The 19,816-nt window shown below is 65.5% G+C and carries 17 protein-coding genes; 8 read left to right on the plus strand and 9 right to left on the minus strand.

What is annotated here, in order from left to right; genetic code table 11:
* Window positions 1-36: 36 nt before the first annotated feature.
* From ACDH77_RS11550 to ACDH77_RS11560, 3 genes are read right to left on the minus strand one after another with little or no spacing between them, the layout of a single operon-like run.
* Window positions 37-2,154, minus strand: a complete 2,118-nt coding sequence (locus tag ACDH77_RS11550; RefSeq protein ID WP_014090360.1) for a putative bifunctional diguanylate cyclase/phosphodiesterase — start codon at window positions 2,152-2,154, stop codon at window positions 37-39.
* Window positions 2,151-3,080: a phosphate/phosphite/phosphonate ABC transporter substrate-binding protein gene (locus ACDH77_RS11555; RefSeq protein WP_014090361.1), complete on the minus strand. Its 930-nt coding sequence runs from the start codon at window positions 3,078-3,080 to the stop codon at window positions 2,151-2,153. Before ACDH77_RS11555 ends, ACDH77_RS11550 begins: the two co-directional genes overlap by 4 nt.
* A gap of 51 nt (window positions 3,081-3,131) precedes the next feature.
* Complete coding sequence (locus ACDH77_RS11560; protein WP_011347732.1) at window positions 3,132-3,896, minus strand: RNA methyltransferase; 765 nt, start codon at window positions 3,894-3,896, stop codon at window positions 3,132-3,134.
* Window positions 3,897-4,014: 118 nt separating this feature from the next.
* Here ACDH77_RS11560 and ACDH77_RS11565 point away from each other — a divergent pair, with 118 nt between their 5' ends.
* Window positions 4,015-4,848: an inositol monophosphatase family protein gene (locus ACDH77_RS11565; RefSeq protein WP_005913068.1), complete on the plus strand. Its 834-nt coding sequence runs from the start codon at window positions 4,015-4,017 to the stop codon at window positions 4,846-4,848.
* Window positions 4,849-5,045: 197 nt separating this feature from the next.
* Here the strand turns inward: ACDH77_RS11565 and ACDH77_RS11570 are convergent, their stop codons facing one another.
* The gene (locus ACDH77_RS11570; protein WP_003486056.1) at window positions 5,046-5,657 is read right to left on the minus strand and encodes a superoxide dismutase; all 612 of its coding nucleotides are present in this window, start codon (window positions 5,655-5,657) and stop codon (window positions 5,046-5,048) included.
* A gap of 251 nt (window positions 5,658-5,908) precedes the next feature.
* On the opposite strand from ACDH77_RS11570, the gene ACDH77_RS11575 reads away from it, so the two are divergent.
* Window positions 5,909-6,349, plus strand: a complete 441-nt coding sequence (locus ACDH77_RS11575; RefSeq protein WP_218490461.1) for a ribonuclease domain-containing protein — start codon at window positions 5,909-5,911, stop codon at window positions 6,347-6,349.
* Window positions 6,346-6,771 carry a barstar family protein gene (locus ACDH77_RS11580; protein ID WP_008576164.1) on the plus strand — a complete coding sequence of 142 codons (426 nt, stop codon included), beginning with the start codon at window positions 6,346-6,348 and terminating at the stop codon, window positions 6,769-6,771. The genes ACDH77_RS11575 and ACDH77_RS11580 overlap by 4 nt, the downstream gene beginning before the upstream one ends.
* Before the next feature lie 290 nt (window positions 6,772-7,061).
* On the opposite strand, the gene ACDH77_RS11585 is transcribed toward ACDH77_RS11580, so the two are convergent.
* A complete protein-coding gene (locus tag ACDH77_RS11585; protein ID WP_031423048.1) occupies window positions 7,062-8,951 on the minus strand; it encodes an ATP-binding cassette domain-containing protein in 1,890 nt (629 codons plus the stop codon).
* Window positions 8,952-9,061: 110 nt separating this feature from the next.
* On the opposite strand from ACDH77_RS11585, the gene dbpA reads away from it, so the two are divergent.
* Window positions 9,062-10,438, plus strand: a complete 1,377-nt coding sequence (gene dbpA, locus ACDH77_RS11590) for an ATP-dependent RNA helicase DbpA (RefSeq protein ID WP_218502037.1) — start codon at window positions 9,062-9,064, stop codon at window positions 10,436-10,438.
* A 101-nt stretch (window positions 10,439-10,539) separates the two neighbouring features.
* On the opposite strand, the gene ACDH77_RS11595 is transcribed toward dbpA, so the two are convergent.
* Window positions 10,540-11,100, minus strand: a complete 561-nt coding sequence (locus tag ACDH77_RS11595) for an adenine phosphoribosyltransferase (RefSeq protein ID WP_014090366.1) — start codon at window positions 11,098-11,100, stop codon at window positions 10,540-10,542.
* A 94-nt stretch (window positions 11,101-11,194) separates the two neighbouring features.
* Entirely contained in the window at window positions 11,195-12,751 is a 1,557-nt protein-coding gene (locus tag ACDH77_RS11600; protein WP_372353459.1) for a YdiU family protein, read from the minus strand.
* 281 nt (window positions 12,752-13,032) lie between these two features.
* Between ACDH77_RS11600 and ACDH77_RS11605 the strand changes: the two genes are divergently transcribed.
* The gene (locus tag ACDH77_RS11605; protein WP_014090368.1) at window positions 13,033-13,908 is read left to right on the plus strand and encodes an alpha/beta hydrolase; all 876 of its coding nucleotides are present in this window, start codon (window positions 13,033-13,035) and stop codon (window positions 13,906-13,908) included.
* Between the two features lie 212 nt (window positions 13,909-14,120).
* Here the strand turns inward: ACDH77_RS11605 and ACDH77_RS11610 are convergent, their stop codons facing one another.
* Both ACDH77_RS11610 and ACDH77_RS11615 read right to left on the minus strand, forming a co-directional pair.
* On the minus strand, window positions 14,121-14,819 hold the full coding sequence (locus tag ACDH77_RS11610) for a glutathione S-transferase family protein (protein WP_031423052.1): 699 nt from the start codon (window positions 14,817-14,819) through the stop codon (window positions 14,121-14,123).
* Between the two features lie 171 nt (window positions 14,820-14,990).
* Window positions 14,991-15,200 (minus strand): cold-shock protein, encoded by a 210-nt coding sequence (locus tag ACDH77_RS11615; protein WP_008576153.1) that lies wholly within the window; start codon window positions 15,198-15,200, stop codon window positions 14,991-14,993.
* A 552-nt stretch (window positions 15,201-15,752) separates the two neighbouring features.
* On the opposite strand from ACDH77_RS11615, the gene ACDH77_RS11620 reads away from it, so the two are divergent.
* The 3 genes from ACDH77_RS11620 (at window position 15,753) to ACDH77_RS11630 (ending at window position 19,765) form a co-directional block, all read left to right on the plus strand.
* A complete protein-coding gene (locus ACDH77_RS11620) occupies window positions 15,753-16,301 on the plus strand; it encodes a YaeQ family protein (protein ID WP_008576151.1) in 549 nt (182 codons plus the stop codon).
* Entirely contained in the window at window positions 16,298-17,479 is a 1,182-nt protein-coding gene (locus ACDH77_RS11625; protein ID WP_031423053.1) for an NAD(P)/FAD-dependent oxidoreductase, read from the plus strand. The genes ACDH77_RS11620 and ACDH77_RS11625 overlap by 4 nt, the downstream gene beginning before the upstream one ends.
* 216 nt (window positions 17,480-17,695) lie before the next feature.
* Window positions 17,696-19,765, plus strand: coding sequence for an EAL domain-containing protein (locus ACDH77_RS11630; protein WP_008576147.1), 2,070 nt, complete (start codon window positions 17,696-17,698; stop codon window positions 19,763-19,765).
* Window positions 19,766-19,816 lie beyond the last annotated feature (51 nt).

A 19,816-nucleotide genomic window follows, 5' to 3' on the forward strand; every position in this document is an offset into this window, starting at 1 on the left:
TAAAGCCCGTCGCGCTCAGGCGCGCTCCGAGGGCACTCACCCCGCCGCGATCAGCTTGACCATATCGGCCGGGCTCAACGGCCTGCTGAACCAATAGCCCTGCCCCAGGTCGCAACCGCGCTCGCGCAACAGATTGAATTGCGCTTCCTGCTCGATGCCTTCGGCAACCACGGTGATTCCCAGCGAGTGCGCCATGTTGATGATCGCGGTGGTCAGCGCCAGATCGTCCGGGTCGCGCTGCAGGTCGGCAACAAAACTCTTGTCGATCTTGACCCCGTCCACCGGCACCTGACGCAGATGGCTCAAGCCGGAGAAGCCGGTGCCGAAATCGTCCAGCCATACCTTCACGCCGGTGCGGTGCAGTTGGTCGAGCAGGCTGGCCGCCATCATCTCGTCGCCGATCACCGCGGTCTCGGTCAGCTCCAGATGCAGGCGCGCGGCCGGCAGCCCCGACTCGGCCAGGCACCCGGCCACGGTGTCGATCAGCGCACCGCTGCGCAGTTGCCGCGGCGAAACATTGACCGACACGAACAAACCCTCGCCCACCACTGGCCACTGCGCCGCCTCCAGGCAGGCCGCGCGCAGCACCTTGGGGCCGATCACTTCGATCAGGCCGCTCTGCTCGGCAATATCGATAAAGGTGGACGGCGCGATCGTTCCCAGCGCCGGATGCTGCCAGCGCAGCAGCACCTCCACGCCCACCAGCACACGGTCGCTGGTGCGGTAGATCGGCTGGTAGACCAGACGCAGCTCGTCGCGTTCCCAGGCCCCGCGCAACTCGTGCTCCATGTGCACGCGGCGCTCCACCGCGTGATCGGCGGCGCGGCTGTAGAAGCGATGGCAGTTCTTGCCGGCGACCTTGGCCTGGTACATGGCGATGTCGCCGTTCTTCAGCAGCGCGGTGGCATCGCGCGCATCATCGGGGAACAGCGTGATGCCGATCGAGGTCCCCAGGAACACCTCGCGGCCCTGCACGTTCAACGGCCGGCTCAGTTCGTGCACCAGCCGGTCGGCCAGTTGCGCCGCCAGCAGGCTGACATCGCCGCTCTGCAGCAGGATCACGAACTCATCGCCGCCAAAGCGCGCCAGAATCGCATCGTCGCCGCCCAGCGCGGCAACTGCGCGGCTGATGCGGCTGGCGAACTGCAGCAAGGCCTCGTCGCCGGCCTCATGGCCAAGCGTGTCGTTGACGCGTTTGAAGTCGTCGATATCGGCAAACAGCAAGGCCAACTTGCTGTCGTTGCTGCGCGCGGTGTGGAGCAGATGATCCAGACCCTCGCGAAAGCCCAGCCGGTTGGTCAGCCCGGTCAACGCGTCGGTGTAGGCCATGTGCCGCACTTCGCGGTCGTGCCGGGCGATGCTTTCGCTCATGCGCCCGAACGCGGAAATCAACTCGCCGATCTCGTCGTTGCGGGGGTGCGGCGGCAGCTGCACCGCATAGTCGCCCCGTTCGATCTGCCTTGCCGCTGCCGCCAGCAACCGAATCGGCGCCACCAGCGTGCGCTGCACGTAGATGGCCAGCAACACGCCCAGCCCGACCAGCGCAGCCAGCAGGACCAGCAACCAGCCCAGATCACGCTTGCCGATGGCGTTGAGGTTCTGCACCAGGGTGAGATTGGCGCCGGATTCGATCTTGCGCACCCGCTCGCGCGACATGCCCACGCGCACGCCACCGATGCGCTGGTCGCCGATCTTGATCGGCACCGTCACATCCAGCACCTCCGGCGAGGACTGCAACACCATCGCCTGCGCCGCCAGCGCTTTGGCGGCGAGCGGATCGGTCATGGCCTGCCCGTAACGCTGCAAGGTCGGCGTGCCGTCGTGCACCAGCCGGCCATGGCGGTCGAACACCAGCACATAGCTCACCACCTGCTGGCGCGAGGCATTGCGCACCAGCGCACCCACCGCGCCCAGGTCCGAGTAATACAAGGGGTTGGCCAAGCCGGAAGCCAGCTCGGTCGCCAGCGTTTCGCCGCGCGTGCGCAGGCTGCGATCGAACAGCTCGTGCAGGATCTGCGCACTCAAGCCGCGCACCTCGCGCTGCATCGCGCTTTGTCGCTGCAGCAGCGAAGCCAGGATCGCACCGACCAGCAGCAGCGTCAGCGCCATCACCAAGAGAAAGCGTGCCTGCAAGCCGAAGCGCACCTGAGTCATTCCACGTGATCCCTGACGCGTTGCACGCCCGCGCTCAACTCTTGCAGACGTCGGCGGCTAGCGGGATCCAGCGGATGGAACCCGGTAGTGTCGAAAAAGCGCTTCAGCGCCGGGCCCGCCTTGGGGTCGGAGGCGGCCTGCAGCAACACCACCCGCAGACGCTGCTCCACGGCCGGGTCCATTCCTGCGCGCACCATTTCCACCGCGCGCGGCACCGGCGCAGTGCGGTGCACGATGCGGAAGTCGCGCTTGAACACCGGTGGCATGTGGCGTTCGTCGTCCCAATCGACGTTGCTGAGCGCGCCCACGTCGATCAGATGTTTGTGCACGAACGCGGCAACGTTCAATTTCGACCCCACCATCAGATAGCCGGCCGATCCGCGTGCCGGGGTGTCGTCGGCCGACAGCAGCACATCGCATGCGATGCCGTTGCGCAGCAGTTCGAGCAACGGTAGCAGGTAGCCGCTGGTGGACGAGGCGTTCTGCAATGCCAGGGTATGGCCGCGCAACTGCGACAGCGACTGGATCGAGCTGTCGCGGCGCACGAAGAACACCGTGTGGAAGTCGCGCAGTCCGCCACGCTCGGTCATGAGCAAGGGATGCGCGCTGCCGCGCTGTTCCAGCAGCATCGCCGCGCCGGTCGTTTCGCTGACCCAATCGACCCGGCCGCGCCGCAGATAGCTGGACATCTGGCGCGCATCGGGCGCCATCAGGATTTCGCCGCGGCGGATCCCGACCTCGCGCATGCGCGGCACCACGTAATCCAGCAAGGGCTTGAGCTGCTCGTAATGGCTGGCGGGATCATCGCTGATCCGTCCAAGCACCAGGACCGAGGAAGGCGCTGCCGCAGCCGTCACGGCCAAGCCTGCCCCGGCAATCAGCCAGCAGGCAATCAGACACCATCGTAGACCGCGCAAAACGGACACTCCCCTAGAGCCGCGGACAGCCTAGCCGAATCTTCGAAGATGTGACAGACGTCAGTTTCCGGCCTGCTTGGCAAGCATGGCCATGCGCTGCGCATCGGACAGGATGCCGCGAATCAGCCGCACCTCCTGCTCGGTCATCTCTGCGCGCAGCAACAACCGGCGCAACTTGCGCATCGCCGACTCCGGCGCACGGCCCTTGTGGAAGTCGATCTCGTCCAGCGTGTCGCCCAGCTGGCCGAACATCCCTTCCAGCTGTGCGTGGCTGGCCGGCCCGTCGCGCAAGCCCGGAGCCGCTGCCGGCGCGCGTTCGGCCTGGCCTGCCGCCAGCTGCGCCAGTCGCACCTCGTACGCCAGCACCTGCACGGCCGCGGCCAGATTGAGCGAACTGAACTGCGGATCGGAGGGAATGTGGACCGCGGCGTGGCACAGCTGCAGCTCGTCGTTGGTCAGACCGGTGCGCTCGCGGCCGAACACGAAGGCCACCTCGGCCGGCTCGCCCGCCTTGGCCAGGGCACGCTGCGCGCCCTCGTCCGGCAGCAGTTCTTCCAGCGCCACCCGGCGCGCGCGCGCAGTGCAGCCAATCACCAGCGTGCAGTCGGCCACCGCCTCGCCCAGTGTCGCGAAGATCGGCGCCTGGCTCAGCACGTCTTCTGCGCCGGCCGAGCGCCGATAGGCGTCTTCGTCGAGTGCGCGCTCCGGTGCCACCAGCACCAGGCGCGAAACCCCCATGGTCTTCATCGCACGCGCTGCAGCGCCGATGTTGCCTGGATGCTGGGTACCCACAAGAACAAATCGGATGCGCTGGCTGACGGACATGAACGGAGATCGGGAAGCTGTTCGGCCGTAGATGGTAAACTGCGCGGCCGGCTTTCGCGCCGGACCGCTCTTTATACCTTCGCCATTGTCCGATTCTGCCTTCACGGGAGCTTTCACCATGCAGAAACCCGCCGTCACCGTCATGGTCAAAGCCGCCCGCCTCGCCGGCAATGTGCTGTTGCGCGGCATCAACAAGCTCGATGCGCTCAATGTGGTGCAGAAAGGCCGCATGGACTACGCCAGCGAAGTCGATGCCGATGCCGAGAAGGTCATCATCAAGGAACTCAAGCGCGGCTACCCCGAGTACGCCGTGTTCGGCGAAGAAGGCGGCGTGCAGGGCGGCAAGAGTGGCCGCTACACCTGGGTCATCGATCCACTGGACGGCACCAGCAATTATCTGCGCGGCTTCCCGCACTACTGCGTGTCCATCGCACTGGTGGAAAATGGCGAACCGACCGATGCGGTGATCTTCGACCCGCTGCGCAACGAGCTGTTCACTGCCAGCCGCGGCGCAGGCGCGGTGCTCAATGACCGCCGCATCCGTATCGCAGAGCGCAAGGATCTGGAAGGCGCAATGGTCCACACCGGCTTCCCGCCACGCGAGCGTGCGCGCGCCAGTGCGCAGCTCAAGTGCGTGGATGCGCTGCTGGTGCAGGCCGAAGACGTGCGCCGCACCGGCTCGGCAGCGCTGGACCTGGCCTATGTGGCCTGCGGCCGCGCCGACGCCTATTTCGAAGCGGGCGTCAAAGCCTGGGACATCGCCGCTGGTGTGCTGCTGGTACGCGAGGCCGGTGGCCGCGTTTGCGACTACAAGGGCGCCACCCCGCCGCGCATGGACAACATGGGCCCTGAGACGCAGCAAATCGTGGCCGGCAACATCAAGATCAGCGACGCGTTGCAGAAGGTCATCGTCAACACCGGCTACGCCCGCGAGTTCGACGCCAAGTTCTGATCGACCCGTTCGCACTACCGCTGCCCGGCAGACATCGGAACACGCCCGAGCACGGAGGCTTCCCTGCAAGGCCTCTCGCGACCGGGGTCGCTCCTACCCACAGCGCAGTAAACGTACAAGGCCGGGATCGCTCCCGGCCTTGTACGTTGGGTGCCGCTGTCACAGCGCTAGGCAGTGCCTGGCGCCGGTGCAGGACCTCAGGCGATCGCGGCGTGGTAGCGGCGCTCGACTTCTTCCCAATTGACGGCGTTGTAGAACGCGCCGATGTATTCCGGGCGACGGTTCTGGTACTTCAGGTAGTACGCGTGTTCCCACACGTCCAGACCCAGGATCGGGGTGTTGCCCTCGAATAGCGGGCTGTCCTGGTTGGCGGTGCTTTCCACCACCAGCTTCTTGTCGGGGGTCACGCTCAACCACGCCCAACCCGAGCCAAAGCGGCTGACGGCGGCCTTGGTGAAGGCTTCCTTGAATTTCTCGAAACCACCGAGATCCTTGTCGATCGCCTTGGCGACCTCGCCCTTGGGCTCGCCGCCACCGTTGGGCGACAGCACGGTCCAGAACAGGGAGTGGTTGGCGTGGCCGCCGCCATTGTTGCGCACCGGGCCCTGCAGGTTTTCCGGCAGGCTCTTCAGCTTGGAGACCAGTTCTTCGATCGGCAGATCGGCGTACTCGGTCCCTTCCAGCGCCGCGTTGACGTTGTTGATGTAGGTCTGGTGATGCTTGGTGTGATGGATTTCCATCGTTTGCGCATCGATGTTCGGTTCCAGCGCGTCGTAGGCGTAGGGCAACTGCGGAAGGGTGTAAGCCATGCGTATCTCCTGGACTTGCCGCCCGGCGAAGACCGGGCGTTGCGGGGTGAATGGTAAGGACGGCGGCAGCGCTTACCAAGGGTGCTGGCAGGGAAACTTCATCCCATCGCATGCCGCACGATGTTCGCCGCACACCTTGCACCAGGTCCCGGTTACTTGGGCGTGAACCGTCCCGGCGCCGGCCACGTTCAAAGTCGACACAGTCGCGCATCGGCATACTTGCTCTGCCGTATCCATTTCGGACTGTCTTCATGCGCAAGCCCGCTTTGCTCGTTGTCGCCATCGCGCTGCTCGTCGCCGGCCTGTGGGGCATGCGCACGATGCAGACGCCCAAGCCGCAGTTCGCGCCGCAACTCAACGCCCCGATCGCCGCGGACGCGCCGACGCGCGAGGTGCCGCGCCTGCCCGCCTTTCTGCCGACCGAGGCGATGGCCACCATCGTGTTGATCCAGCGCGGTGGCCCGTTTCCGCATCCGCAGGATGGCAGCATGTTCGGCAACCGCGAGCATCGCCTGCCCGAACGTCCGCGTGGCTATTACCGCGAATACACTGTCGATACCCCCGGCAGCCCGGATCGCGGCGCGCGCCGCATCGTCACCGGCGGCACTCCGCCCGAGGCGTGGTACTACAGCGACGATCATTACCAGAGCTTCAAGGCCTTCGATGGCCCGACCCCGGACCAGGCACCATGAACGCTGGCGACTTCGCGCTGGATCTGTCCGATCCGCAGCAGTCGGGGGTGTATCAGGCCGAGACCGACGATCTGGACACCATGGCAGCGCTTGCGCGCGATGCCGGCCTACGCATCGTGCGCGTGGATCTGGCCGCCTGCAGCGACAAACGCATGCTGCTGATGCGCCTGGCCACGCAACTGGATTTCCCGGCCAGCTTCGGCCGCAACTGGGACGCGCTCAGCGATGCCCTGCGCGACCTGGCGTGGCTGCCTTCGCCACATGGCTATGCGCTGCTCATTGACGGCGCCCAGGCGCTGGCCAGCACGGCACCCAACGACCGCGACACCTTGCTGGACATCCTCGATGAAGTCGCCAACGCCTGGGCAGCACGCGGGCTGACCTTCGCGGCGTTCGTTGCGCCCGCAAGCGCCTGCGACTGAGAGCAGCCAACAGCACGCCTGCGCAGCCGGCGGAGCGGACACGCCTGGCGCCGGCACCACATGCCCCGTACAGAAGCGATGGCTGCCTGCATGCCGCCCGCACCGACCTGATGAGCGCTCGCGATGTTTCCCAGGCACCATGCGGCGCTGTCGATCAGCGCTGGTATTTCCGGCGAACACGGATCGCTACGCACCCGCATCGGCCTGCATCCAGGCGCGATGGCAGACCACCATCGCCCTTCGTCGCGCCAGACGCGCGAACGGCACGCATTGCGCGTGCCGACCGACGATCAACTATCCAGCTCGCTCCAGCGCGCGTACGCCGCATCCAGGTGCTTTTGCGCATCGGCCAATGCTGCGGTGTGGGCCGCCATCGCCGCACTGTCGCGCTGATAGAAGGCCGGCTCGTTCATCGCCTCGGTGAGCGTGGCCACTTGCTGCTCCAGCGTCTCGATCAGGGCCGGCAGTTGCTCCAGCTCGCGTGCATCCTTGTAGCTGAGCTTGCGCTTGGGGGCGGTGTCCGCCGGCACTGCAGCCACGGGCGCGGTCGCCACCGCAGTGGCCGATGCCTTGGCCACCGCCATCGCATTGCCGACCGGCGTACGGCGCTGGCGCAGCGAATCGCTGTATCCGCCGACGTAATCGCCGATCAGGCCATCGCCCTCCATCACCAGCGTGGAGGTCACCACGTTGTCGAGGAAGTCGCGGTCATGGCTGACCAGCAGCAAGGTTCCGCTGTATTCGCCCAGCAATTCTTCCAGCAGCTCCAGCGTTTCCACGTCCAGGTCGTTGGTCGGTTCGTCCATCACCAGCAGGTTGGACGGCTGCGCGAACAGACGTGCCAGCAATAGGCGATTGCGCTCGCCACCGGACAGGCGCGTGATCGGCGCGCGCGCGCGCTCGGGGGTGAACAAGAAATCCTGCAGATAGGCATGCACGTGCTTGCGCTTGCCGTTGATTTCCAGGAAATCGCGGCCTTCGGCTACGTTTTCGATCGCGCTCCAGTCTTCGCGCAGGGTGGAACGGTATTGGTCGAAATACGCAATCTGCAGATTGGTACCGATGCGGATTTCGCCCTGCTGCGGCTGCAGATCGCCCAGCAACAGCTTGAGCAAGGTGGTCTTGCCGCTGCCGTTGGGGCCGATCAGGCCGATGCGGTCGCCACGCTGGATAATGGTGGAAAAATCCTTGACCATCGTGCGCGCACCGAACGCGAAGCCAACCTCCTTGGCCTCGATCACCTTCTTGCCGGACGACTCGCCCTGCGAGACTTCCATGCGCACGTTGCCGGTGAGCTCGCGCCGCTGCACGCGCTCGTTGCGCATCGATTCCAGGCGCCGCACGCGGCCCTCGTCGCGGGTGCGCCGCGCCTTGATGCCCTGACGGATCCAGATCTCTTCCTGCGCCAGCAACTTGTCGAAGCGCGCATTCTCCTGCGCCTGCGCATTGAGCCGTTCCTCGCGGCGGCGCTCGTAGTTGGCCCAGTCGCCCGGCCAGCTGGTGACCTGGCCGCGATCGATCTCGACGATGCGGGTGGCCAACGCACGCAGGAAGCGCCGGTCGTGGGTGACGAACAGCACGCTGCCGCTCCAGCCCTTCAGGAAGGTTTCCAGCCAATCGATGGCTTCGATATCCAGATGGTTGGTCGGTTCGTCCAGCAGCAGCACATCCGGCGAGGACACCAGCGAACGCGCCAACAGCACGCGTCGCTTCATACCGCCGGACAGCCGCGCGAACTCCGCATCGCCGTCCAGTTCCAGCTTGGTCAGCGTCTCGGTGACGCGTTGATCCAGCGCCCACCCGTCGGCCGCATCGATCTTGGCCTGCACCTTGCCGAACGCATCGGCGTCGAACACCTCGGCATGGCTGAGCTGATGGAATTCGGCCAGCCAATGACCCAACTCGCCCAGACCATCGGCCACCACGTCGAACACGCTGCCGCCGGTCCCTTGCGGTACCTCCTGCTCCAGCCGCGCGATGCGCACGCCCTGTTGCACGCGCACTTCGCCGTCGTCGGGCTTGAGCTCGCCGGCGATCAGTTTCATCAAGGTCGATTTGCCGGCGCCGTTGCGGCCGATCAAGGCGATACGCTCGCCCGGCTCGATCGTGAGGTCGGTTTTTTCCAGCAACAAGGGGCCGCCGACGCTGTAGTCGACGCTTTGCAGAGTGATTAAAGGCATGGCGCAATTGTACGGGATTGGTGATTGGGGATTCGGGATTGGCAAAAGCGCACGCTGTCACGGTGACGAATCCCGAATCCCTACTCCCCAATCCCGGGCTAAAATGCGCCATGAACGAATTCTCCGCGCTGCCGCTGTCGCCGGCCCTGGCCCCCGGCATCGACGCCCTTGGCTACACCGTCCTGACTCCCATCCAGGCGCAAAGCCTGCCGCCGATCCTGCAGGGGCTCGATGTCATCGCCCAGGCGCCGACCGGCAGCGGCAAGACCGCCGCGTTCGGGCTTGGCCTGCTGCAAAAGCTCGACCCTGCAGTGACCCGCGCACAGGCGCTGGTGCTCTGCCCCACCCGCGAATTGGCCGACCAGGTCGGCAAGCAGCTGCGCAAGCTCGCCACCGGCATTCCCAACATGAAGCTGGTGGTGCTCACCGGCGGCATGCCGCTGGGCCCGCAATTGGCCTCGCTGGAAGCGCACGACCCGCAAGTGGTGGTGGGCACGCCCGGTCGCATCCAGGAACTGGCCCGCAAACGCGCCCTGCATCTGGGCGGCGTGCGCACGCTGGTGCTGGACGAGGCCGACCGCATGCTCGACATGGGCTTCGAAGAACCCATCCGCGAGATTGCCGGCCGTTGCGACAAACACCGCCAAAGCCTGCTGTTTTCGGCCACGTTCCCGGACAGTATCCGCACGCTCGCACGCGAGCTGTTGAAGGAGCCGGTTGAGGTCACGGTGGAAGGCGCCGATAGCGCACCGGAGATCGATCAGCAGTTCTTCGAGGTCGACCCGACCTATCGGCAAAAGGCCGTTGCCGGCCTGCTGCTGCGTTTCAATCCCGAGTCCAGCGTGGTGTTCTGCAATACCCGCAAGGAAGTGGACGAGGTGGCTGGCTCGCTGCAGGAGTTCGGCTTCTCCGCACTCGCGCTGCACGGCGACATGGAACAGCGCGACCGTGACGAAGTGCTGGTGCGCTTCGTCAACCGCAGCTGCAATGTGCTGGTGGCCAGCGACGTGGCCGCTCGCGGGCTGGACGTGGAAGACCTCTCGGCGGTGGTCAACTACGAGCTGCCCACCGATACCGAAACCTACCGCCATCGCATTGGCCGTACCGCACGTGCCGGCAAGCATGGACTGGCGCTGAGCCTGGTCGCCCCGCGCGAAACTGCCCGCGCGCAGGCACTGGAAGCCGAACAGGGCCAACCCTTGAAGTGGTCGCGTGCGCCACTGGCCACCGCGCGCCCGGCGCAACTGCCGCAGGCGGCAATGACCACCTTGCGCATCGATGGCGGCAAGACCGACAAGCTGCGTGCCGGCGACATCCTGGGCGCCCTGACTGGCGAAGCCGGGCTCTCGGGCGCGGCAATCGGCAAGATCGCCATCTACCCTACCCGCTCCTACGTGGCCATTGCCCGCGCGCAGGTCGCTAAGGCGCTGGCACATCTGCACGCAGGCAAGATCAAGGGACGCCGGTTTCGGGTCAGCAAGCTCTGAACGCAGCGCGGCCGGCATTGCGCCGGCCGCCTATGTTTCAGCAGCAGCAATCCTGGATGCGCGCACGTCCACGCATCCAGGGTCGCTTCCAGCGCTTGGACTCAGTAAGAAAGTGTCGCCAACAGCGGCACATCGTTCGCCCATTTCTGGCGACCCTGCAGCACCTGCAATTCCACCAGCACGGCTGCGCCAACGACTTCCAGTTCGAGTTGGGCAGCAAGTCCCAGGGCCGCACGCAGCGTGCCGCCGGTGGCCAGCACGTCGTCGACAATCAGTACGCGCGCCCCGCGTGGCAGCGCATCCTCATGCATTTCGATGCGATCGGTGCCGTACTCCAGCGCGTATTCCTGGATCAGCGTGCGCCCCGGCAGCTTGCCCGGCTTGCGCACCGGCACGAAGCCGGTCCGCAGTTCGCGCGCCAGGGCAGCGCCCAGAATGAAACCGCGCGCCTCGATACCCAGCACCGCATCCAGCGGCGTGGTGCGCCACGGCTGCGCCATTTCGTCCAGCGCAGAGGCGAAATCCGGGCCGTCCGACAGCAACGGGGTAATGTCCTTGAAGACGATGCCCGGCTTAGGGAAATCGGCGATGTCGCGAATCCGCTCTGACCAATGGTTGGGTCCGGAAGTCGTGGTGCCGGCGCAGCGGCTGCAGTCAGTCATGAGGGCGGTGGCGTGGTGGCCGGTGGAGTTGCGCCTATTCTAGGCTGCGCACGCCATCCCTGCCGGATTTACGGCATACCTGCATCTGAGCGCGTCAGGAACTGCACGACAGCATCGAACACCCGGCGCGAGCACGTGCCCAGTCCGGCCGCCGCGCCGCAAATGCGTCGCGCCCGGGCTGATCGTCGTAAGGGCGGCGCATGACTTCCAGCAACTCCTGCACCCCGGACGGGTCACCCTGCTCGGCACGGTCGATCGCCTGCTGCGCCAGATAATTGCGCAACACATAGCGCGGGTTGGCCAGGCGCATGCGCGCGCGCCGCTCTTCTGGCGACAGCGGATCCTGCTGCAGGCGCGCGGCATAGCGCTGCAGCCATTGCTGCAGCTGCGGCGCATCCGCCAGGCGTTTGTCTTCGTCGTAAAAGGCGTCGCGCAGCTGCGCGGGGTCCGGATGTTCGGGCGACAGGTCGATGAGCCCACGGAAGGTCAGCGTCATGTCCATCTCGGATTCGCGCATCAGGGCGCGCAGCGCGTCGATCAGCTGCAGATCCTCGTCGCGACACTCTGCCAAGCCCAGCTTGGCGGCGGTGTCGCGCCGGTCGCACGCCAGGTAGGTATCGCGAAAACGATCCAGCCCATATTGCAGCAGGGCCTGGTCGGCAAACAGCGGCGCCAGCGCCTGGGCAAGCCGGCCCAGGTTCCAGTAGGCCACTTGTGGCTGGGTGCCGAAGCGATAGCGCCGCCCCTGCGCGTCGGTGGTGTTGGGCGTCCAGTCCGGGTCATAGTCGTCGACCCAGCCATACGGGCCGTAGTCGATGGTCAGACCGAGGATCGACATGTTGTCGGTATTCATCACCCCATGCACGAACCCGACCCGCATCCAGTGCGCCACCATCACCGCGGTACGCTCGCAGACCTGCGCAAACCAGTCGGCGTAGAGCTCCTCGCCGGCACCGGCCAACGCCGGGAAATCGCGGGCGATGGTGAAATCCACCCACTGCTTCAGCAATGCGATATCGCCGCGTGCGCTGGGCAATTCGAAGTTGCCGAAACGGATGAACGAAGGCGCCACCCGGCACACGATCGCGCCCGGCTCGCGCTGCGGGTGGCCGTCGTAGAACATGTCGCGCACCACCGCCTCACCAGTGCCGACCAGGCTCAATGCACGCGTGGTCGGCACGCCCAGATGATGCATGGCCTCGCTGCACAGGAATTCGCGGATCGACGAGCGCAATACGGCGCGCCCATCGGCACCGCGCGAATACGGCGTCGGGCCGGCACCCTTGAGCTGCAATTCGTAGCGCCCACCGTCAGTTCCGATCGCCTCGCCCAGCGAAATCGCCCGCCCGTCGCCAAGCTGTCCGGCCCAATGCCCGAATTGATGCCCACCGTAGTTGACCGCCCAAGGCTGCATTCCCGGGTACAGCGCGTTGCCGCCGAACACCTGGGCGAACTGCGCACTGGCGATCTCGGCCGCCTCCAGGCCCAGCACCTGCGCCATCTCCGCCGAATGCGCGATCAGGTACGGAGCGGCGACCGGCGTCGGCAAGACTGACGACCAGGCCGCGCCCACCTCGCGCCGGCGTGCCCCCTCTTCCGGGTCGCCAGGCAGCTGCTGACGCAGACGATTATCGAAGTGCAAATGTGTCATGCCGGCAAGCCTAGGCCACCGGCAGTGAACCTGACATGGGCGAAGCCGCATCCGGCGCTGCGTGCGAACCGTATCTTCACTCGCCTGGCGTGTGCCGAGCGGGCTCGTCCTGCACATGCTTGCGACGTGCGATAGCCGCTAATAGCCGCCGGCTGCCGATCAGATGCGAACCAGACAGAGGCGAACGTTGCCGGGACGCCACTCTCTGGTCTGCACTTGCCGGCCTGTTGCGTTCGTGCCTGGTCCCCACCACCCTTCCTGCCCCCGTACCGATATTGCCCATGCCCTCGCGCGCTTCCCGCTGGTTCCGTCCTGCCCTCCTGTTGCTCGGTTCGTTGACCATGACGGCCTGCAGCAGCGTCTTTTTTGGTGGCATCAATGCCGCATCCAGCCGATCGGGCATTGTCGAGCATCGCGACCAGGTGTTCGATTCCGCGCACGGCCTGGCGCTGGATGTCTACCAGCCGCGCGGCGCAAGCGACGCGCCAGTGGTGGTGTTTTTCTACGGCGGCACCTGGAAGCGCGGTTCACGCGCCAACTATCGCTGGGTGGGCCGCGCACTTGCGCGCCAGGGCGTGGTGGCGATGGTGGCCGACTACCGCAAGTATCCGCAGGTCGGATTACACGGTTTCATGTCCGACGCGGCAGGCGCCACCGCATGGAGCTACCGCCACGCGCACGAGTACGGCGGCAACCCGAATCGCCTCGCGGTGATGGGTCATTCGGCAGGCGCGCATATGGCCGCGTTGCTTGGCACCGATGCCCGCTGGCTGCAGGCGCAAGGCCTCAAACCTCACCAGTTGTGCGGCGTCGTAGGCCTGGCCGGGCCGTACGACTTCATGCCGATGACCGATCCCGAATTGGTCGAAATCTTCGGCGATGCGCCGGCAGCGCAACGGCAATCGCAACCGGTGCGTTACGTCGGCGGCGACGAACCGCCCATGTTGCTGCTGCATGGCGATGCCGACCGCGTGGTCGAACTACAGAACAGCGTCTCGCTGCAGCAGGCGCTCAAGCGCGAAGGCGGCAGTGCCGAACTGAAGGTCTACCCCGGCATGGGCCATCTCGGCATCCTGCTGGCGCTGCGCAAATCGCCCGAGCGCTCGCAGGTGCTGAACGATACGCTGCAGTTTGTGCGCCAGTGCCGGGTGCCCTGAAGCGCAATCCGCCCTGACGTCGCTGGGGATTGAGTGACCGCTGCGAACGGCTGATGGGCAGCGATACCGACGACGGTGTCGCTGGGTAGCCATTCGGATCCGGAATGAGGGAATACATGGCGATGAGAGACGCCATGTCGTAGCAGCAGACAGCGGGCGAAGCACAGTCCCGCCCACCTACTCGCACCCCGCTCTCCCTACTCCCCGATGCCTCAATTGGCCGGCTTGCTTCCCATCAGCTCGAACGGGCCGCCTTTCTTCAACGCAGCCTGATACGCCGGACGCGCTTGGATCCGCTGCAGAAACGCGTGCAAACGCGGGTAGTTCTCCAGACCGCCGCCGCGTGCGGCCGCCGCCTGTACGGGGAAGCTCATCTGGATGTCGGCGGCGGTGAAGCGTTCGCCAGCGAACCAGTTGCCGGCCTGCAACGACTGCTCCATCCAATCCAGATGCAAGGTGAGCTGCGGCCCCACGAAACCCGACATCGCCTTGTCCACGATCGCACGTGCGATGGGTTTGGCGAAGAACGGCATCGGCGCGCTGCGGATGCGACCGAAGATCAGCGTCATCAGCAACGGCGGCATCGCCGAGCCTTCGGCGTAATGCATCCAATAGCGAAACTGCAGGCGCTCGGGCGAATCCAGCGGCCGCGGCGATGGCGACAGCGCGCACTCGGTGTCGTAGCGCTCGGTCAGGTACTCCAGGATCGCCCCAGATTCGGCTACGACCAGGTCGCCATCGACCAGCACCGGCGATTTGCCCAGCGGATGGATCGCGCGCAGCGCCGGCGGCGCCAGCATGGTCTTGGGGTCGCGTTCATGGCGCACGATCTGGTAAGGCAGCGCCAGTTCTTCCAGCAGCCACAGCACGCGCTGGGAACGGGAATTATTGAGATGGTGGACAGTGATCATGAGATAGCTGCGCGCGGAAAGCGCACATCCTACCGATCCAGGCGTCGTCGCTGTGCGCAAGCAGCGCCTGGTGGACGCGCCAGCGAGGCTGACCGCCTGTCGTGCAGACAATAAAAAACGCCAGCCGCTTGCACGGCCGGCGTTTTTGGCAACCCTAAGGTTGCAGGCGGATTAGACCGCCTGCACCTGGTCAGCCTGCATGCCCTTCTGGCCCTGCACGGCGACGAAGGTGACCTTCTGGCCTTCCTGCAGCGACTTGAAGCCGGTGCCCTGGATGGCGCGGAAGTGCACGAACAGGTCCGGGCCGCTTTCCGGGGTGATGAAGCCGAAGCCCTTGGCATCGTTGAACCACTTCACGGTACCGCTCTGACGCTCTGACATTTACTAACTCCTGAACTATTGATGGATAAATCGCAGCGTCCGAAAAGCCGGAGCTGAGACTGAGTTGCAGGCGTTGGTAAAGCGGAACGATGAAGCGAGATCTGTAACGATCCGGCTGCACCAGGCCACGATTCACGGTGACCCTTGCAAACACAGTGCGTGCACAGTACTCGTGTTTTCTGCAAAAAGCGACACCCTGCGTCAAATCTTTTGCAGTCGGGTCCAATCCGACGGCCTGTCGGGACTGTCCCCATCCCAATTGACCGGATGCCACTGCCTGACGCCCCCACAGCTGCGCAGATCATGGGGGCCGTTAACGACACCTGCCCGGCCATGGTCCGCGACGTCCTGGACCGCGCCTCAGCGCCTGTCGCCCCGCCGTGGCCCTTGCAGCCAACCGGCCTCTGAGCCAAGCCCACCCTGCCCTTGCTCGCACCATCCAGCTGTCAGCCAGCCCAGGCCCGGCCGACGACGCACCTCTGCCAGATGCGGGCAACACCCGGCGCATGAACCGGCCGCGTATCATAGGCGCCCTTTGCAACCGGCATCCTGATGGCCCTCACCGCCACCGTCCGCAGGGCGGAACTTCAGATCAGCGACATGGACCGCGGCTATTACGCCAACCATTCGCTGACCCTGGCCCAGCACCCTTCCGAGACCGACGAGCGCCTGATGGTGCGGCTGCTGGCGTTCGCGCTATTTGCCGACGATCGTCTGGAATTCGGCCGTGGCCTCAGCAACGACGACGAGCCGGACCTATGGCGGCGCGACTACACCGGCGACCCGGATCTGTGGATCGACCTCGGCCAGCCGGACGAAAGCCGCGTGCGCAAGGCCTGCAACCGCTCGCGCCAGGCGGTGGTCATCGGCTACGGCGGCCAGGCCACCGAAACCTGGTGGAAAAAGCACGCCAACGCCATGGGCCGGTACCGCAATCTGCGCGTGATCGAGCTCGACTCGCAGGCCACCGAAGCGCTGGGCGCACTGATCCAGCGCGGCATGCGGTTCGACGTGATCATCCAGGACGGCGAAGTGCAGATGCTGGCCGACCACGGCAGCGTCACCCTGACCCCGATGGTGCGGCAAGCCCCGGCCGAATGAGCATGCGTTGCGACGTGCTGGTCATCGGCGCCGGCGCTGCCGGGCTGATGAGCGCCTTCACTGCCGGCCAGCGTGGCCGCAAGGTGGTGGTGATCGATCATGCCAACAAGGTCGGCAAGAAGATCCTGATGTCCGGTGGCGGGCGCTGCAATTTCACCAACACCGGCACCACGCCTGGCAACTTCATTTCGGCCAATCGGCATTTCTGCAAATCCGCCCTGGCGCGCTACAGCCCGGCGGATTTTGTGGAGATGGTCGAACGGCATGCCATCGCCTATCACGAGAAAGAGCTGGGCCAGTTGTTCTGCGACATCTCCTCCAAGCAGATCGTGCGCATGCTGCTGGACGAATGCGATGCGGCCGGCGTGCAGATCCGCACCCAGTGCGACGTGCTGTCGGTCCAGCGCGGCAGCGACGGCTTCCAGGTCCAGACCAGCCAGGGGGCCGTGCAGACGCAGTCGTTGATCGTGGCGACCGGGGGGCTGTCGATTCCCAGCATGGGGGCCAGCGGCTTCGGCTATACCCTGGCCAAGCAGTTCGGCCATGCGCTGCTGCCCACCCGCGCCGGGCTGGTGCCACTCACATTGAGCGGCAAGCATCAGGAGCGTCTGCAAGCGCTGTCCGGGCTGGCGTTGCCGGTCCAGGCGCAGTGCAACGGAGTCAGCTTTCGCAATTCCATGCTGCTCACCCATCGTGGGGTCAGCGGCCCGGCGATCCTGCAGATCTCCTCGTATTGGCAGCCGGGCGACGATTTGCGGCTGGATCTGCTGCCCGGTCGCGATGCAGCGACGTGGCTGCGCGAACAAAAGCAGCAACGCGGCGCCACCGAGCTGCGCAACGTGCTGGCCGACGTGCTGCCGAAACGGTTTGCGCAACGCTTGTGCGAGCTCTGGCTGCCAGACAAGCCGGTGCGTCAGCTGGATCCGCCGCAGCTGACAGCCGCCGCCGAGCTGCTCGGCAGCTTTCCGCTGATCGCCAGCGGCACCGAAGGCTATCGGACAGCTGAAGTCACCCTGGGCGGGGTCGATACCCAACAGGTCTCCAGTGCGACCATGGAGTCGCGCCTGGTGGCAGGCCTGTACTTTGTCGGCGAGGTACTGGATGTCACCGGCTGGCTTGGCGGTTACAACTTTCAGTGGGCGTGGGCGTCCGGCCATGCAGCGGGGAGCGTGGCGTAACGGCGATGGCGGGGGGCTCGCCCACCGATCAGGTCAGGCGCCTTGAACGCGCCGTCGCGGCATGGACAGCACGCAGTGAAAACGGTCGATGCGCGCCAGAAGGCATCTTCCACGCGCAAATATTGTTCTACGTCTCACACTTGATGCGGCATGCTCCACACACATGGACGTGTCAAACCCCTTCGTGTATTAAAGCCCGTCTCTAGGGAGCCGCGCATGCAAAAAGGCAAAGATCTCACCCTCCGCCTGATGATCGTCGACGACAGCGTGGAGAGTGCGGAGACCATCGTCACCGCGCTGCGCAATGGCGGCATTGCGGTGCGTCCATCGCGACCGCAAAGCCAGGAGGAACTGGCCAGCATGCTGTCGGGCCAGATCGATCTGGCCATCTTGGGTCAGGCGCAGCAGATCCCCATGAGCGCCTTGCAGACCCAAATTGCGGGCAGCGGCAAGGACATCCCGATCATCTTGCTGGCCGAGCGGATCGAAGAGAACGCCCTGGTCGAGGCCGCTTCGCACGGGGTGCGCGCCATCGCATTGCGCCACCGCCCCGCGCATTTGCTTGCACTGGTGCGCTCGGAATGGGACGACCTGCAGGCCCGCCGCGGACTGCGCCGCATCGAAGCGCAGATGCGCGAGACCGAGCGCCGCTGCGACGCACTCATCGCATCCTCGCGCGACCCGATCGCCTACGTGCATGAAGGCATGCATATCCGTGCCAACGATGCCTATCTGGAAATGTTCGGCTTCGAGTCGTTCGACGATGTCGAAGGCATCTCGCTGCTGGACATGATCGCCGCGCAATACGTCGACGATTTCAAACAGCTGCTCAAGGCGATGTCCAAGGGCGAACCGCCGCCGGCACAGTACAAGCTCGATGCACGCCGCGTGGAAGGCGACACCTTTCCGGCCACGATGGAGTTCGCCACCGCCACCTATGAAGGCGAGCCGTGCATCCAGGTGGTGTTCCGGCGCCGCGAGGAGTTCGACCCGGAACTGGCGCGCGAGGTCGAAGACTTGCGCCAGCGCGACCAGGTCACCGGCCTGCTCAATCGCCCCACCTTCATGGTGGCGCTGGAACAGGCCGTGGCACAGGCCGGCCGCAGCGAGGGCCAATCCGGCTTCCTGCTGATCGAGCCGGATCACTACGCACGCATCCTTCCGGAGTTCGGGCTGGATTCGGCAGATGCGCTGATTGCTGCGCTTGCCGCGCATGTGGCGAGCGTGCTGGACGACAGCGTGTTGGCCGCGCGCTTCGGCGAACACAGTTTCGCCCTGCTGTTGAACGGAAATTACGCGCGCACGCATGCGCTGGCCGAAACCGTGCGCAATGCGTTCGCGCAGCACGTGGTCAGCGTGGGGACGCGCTCGGCCACGGTGACGGTCAGCATCGGCGGCGTGCAGATCGGCGAAAAGATCGCCAGCATCGGCCAGGTACTCAATCGCGGCACCGAGGCGGTGCGCACCACTGCCGAGCTCGGTGGCAACGCGGTCAGCATCTACGACCCGGCTGCGGCGGATCGGGCCGAAGAAGAACGCATCGAACGTTGGGTCGAGCAGCTGCGCGAAGCGCTGGTCGGCGACGGTTTCCTGCTGCATTACCAGCCGGTGCTCAACCTGCAAGGCGAGCCGCTGGAGCTGTACCAGGCCTTCCTGCGCCTGGAACGCAATGGCGAAATGATGTCGCCGAACGCGTTCATGGCCATCGCCGAAGAGCACGACCTGGTCACCGAAATCGACCGCTGGGTGGTGGCGCGGGCCATCCGGCAACTGGGCGAACGCCAACGTGCCGGGCACAAGACCCATCTGCTGGTACGCATCGGGCCAAACTCGTTCTCGGACCCGCAGATGATCGACACCATCCGCGAGCAATTGGCGGTTTACGGTGTCCCCGGCGAACGGCTGTGGCTGCAGACGCCGGAGTCGAAGGTGTTTACGCACCTGCGCAACGCGCAGCAGTTCCTGGCTGCGGTGTCGGCGATGGATTGCAAGGTCGGGCTGGAGCAGTTCGGCTCGGGCCTGGATTCGTTCCAGTTGCTGGCGCATTTCCACCCGGCCTTCCTCAAACTGGATCGCGGCATCACCGGCGACATCGCCTCGGCGCGGGAGAGCCAGGAAAAGATTCGCGAAATCACCTCGCGGGCGCAGCCGGCCGGCATTCTGACAATGGCCGAGTTCGTCGCCGATGCGCAGTCGATGAGCAGCTTCTTCAGTGCCGGAGTGGACTACGTCCAGGGCGATTTCGTGGCACCGACCGGGCCATTGATGAATTACGAGTTCGGCTGAAAGCCGGCGCGCCCGCTCGTTCGCAACCTCGCTAAGCAACAAAAAACCCGC

It is taken from the genome of Xanthomonas axonopodis pv. maculifoliigardeniae (genome assembly GCF_041519315.1).
Classification (GTDB): Bacteria; Pseudomonadota; Gammaproteobacteria; order Xanthomonadales; family Xanthomonadaceae; genus Xanthomonas; species Xanthomonas euvesicatoria.

Coding starts and splice junctions, on each gene's coding strand:
- ACDH77_RS11575 (WP_218490461.1), top strand. CDS start 5,909: ATGCGCAAGCCCGCTTTGCTCGTTGTCGCCATCGCGCTGCTCGTCGCC.
- ACDH77_RS11595 (WP_014090366.1), bottom strand. CDS start 11,100: ATGACTGACTGCAGCCGCTGCGCCGGCACCACGACTTCCGGACCCAAC.
- ACDH77_RS11565 (WP_005913068.1), top strand. CDS start 4,015: ATGCAGAAACCCGCCGTCACCGTCATGGTCAAAGCCGCCCGCCTCGCC.
- ACDH77_RS11605 (WP_014090368.1), top strand. CDS start 13,033: ATGCCCTCGCGCGCTTCCCGCTGGTTCCGTCCTGCCCTCCTGTTGCTC.
- ACDH77_RS11570 (WP_003486056.1), bottom strand. CDS start 5,657: ATGGCTTACACCCTTCCGCAGTTGCCCTACGCCTACGACGCGCTGGAA.
- ACDH77_RS11600 (WP_372353459.1), bottom strand. CDS start 12,751: ATGACACATTTGCACTTCGATAATCGTCTGCGTCAGCAGCTGCCTGGC.
- ACDH77_RS11580 (WP_008576164.1), top strand. CDS start 6,346: ATGAACGCTGGCGACTTCGCGCTGGATCTGTCCGATCCGCAGCAGTCG.
- ACDH77_RS11560 (WP_011347732.1), bottom strand. CDS start 3,896: ATGTCCGTCAGCCAGCGCATCCGATTTGTTCTTGTGGGTACCCAGCAT.
- ACDH77_RS11550 (WP_014090360.1), bottom strand. CDS start 2,154: ATGACTCAGGTGCGCTTCGGCTTGCAGGCACGCTTTCTCTTGGTGATG.
- ACDH77_RS11585 (WP_031423048.1), bottom strand. CDS start 8,951: ATGCCTTTAATCACTCTGCAAAGCGTCGACTACAGCGTCGGCGGCCCC.
- ACDH77_RS11630 (WP_008576147.1), top strand. CDS start 17,696: ATGCAAAAAGGCAAAGATCTCACCCTCCGCCTGATGATCGTCGACGAC.
- ACDH77_RS11620 (WP_008576151.1), top strand. CDS start 15,753: ATGGCCCTCACCGCCACCGTCCGCAGGGCGGAACTTCAGATCAGCGAC.
- dbpA (WP_218502037.1), top strand. CDS start 9,062: ATGAACGAATTCTCCGCGCTGCCGCTGTCGCCGGCCCTGGCCCCCGGC.
- ACDH77_RS11625 (WP_031423053.1), top strand. CDS start 16,298: ATGAGCATGCGTTGCGACGTGCTGGTCATCGGCGCCGGCGCTGCCGGG.
- ACDH77_RS11610 (WP_031423052.1), bottom strand. CDS start 14,819: ATGATCACTGTCCACCATCTCAATAATTCCCGTTCCCAGCGCGTGCTG.
- ACDH77_RS11615 (WP_008576153.1), bottom strand. CDS start 15,200: ATGTCAGAGCGTCAGAGCGGTACCGTGAAGTGGTTCAACGATGCCAAG.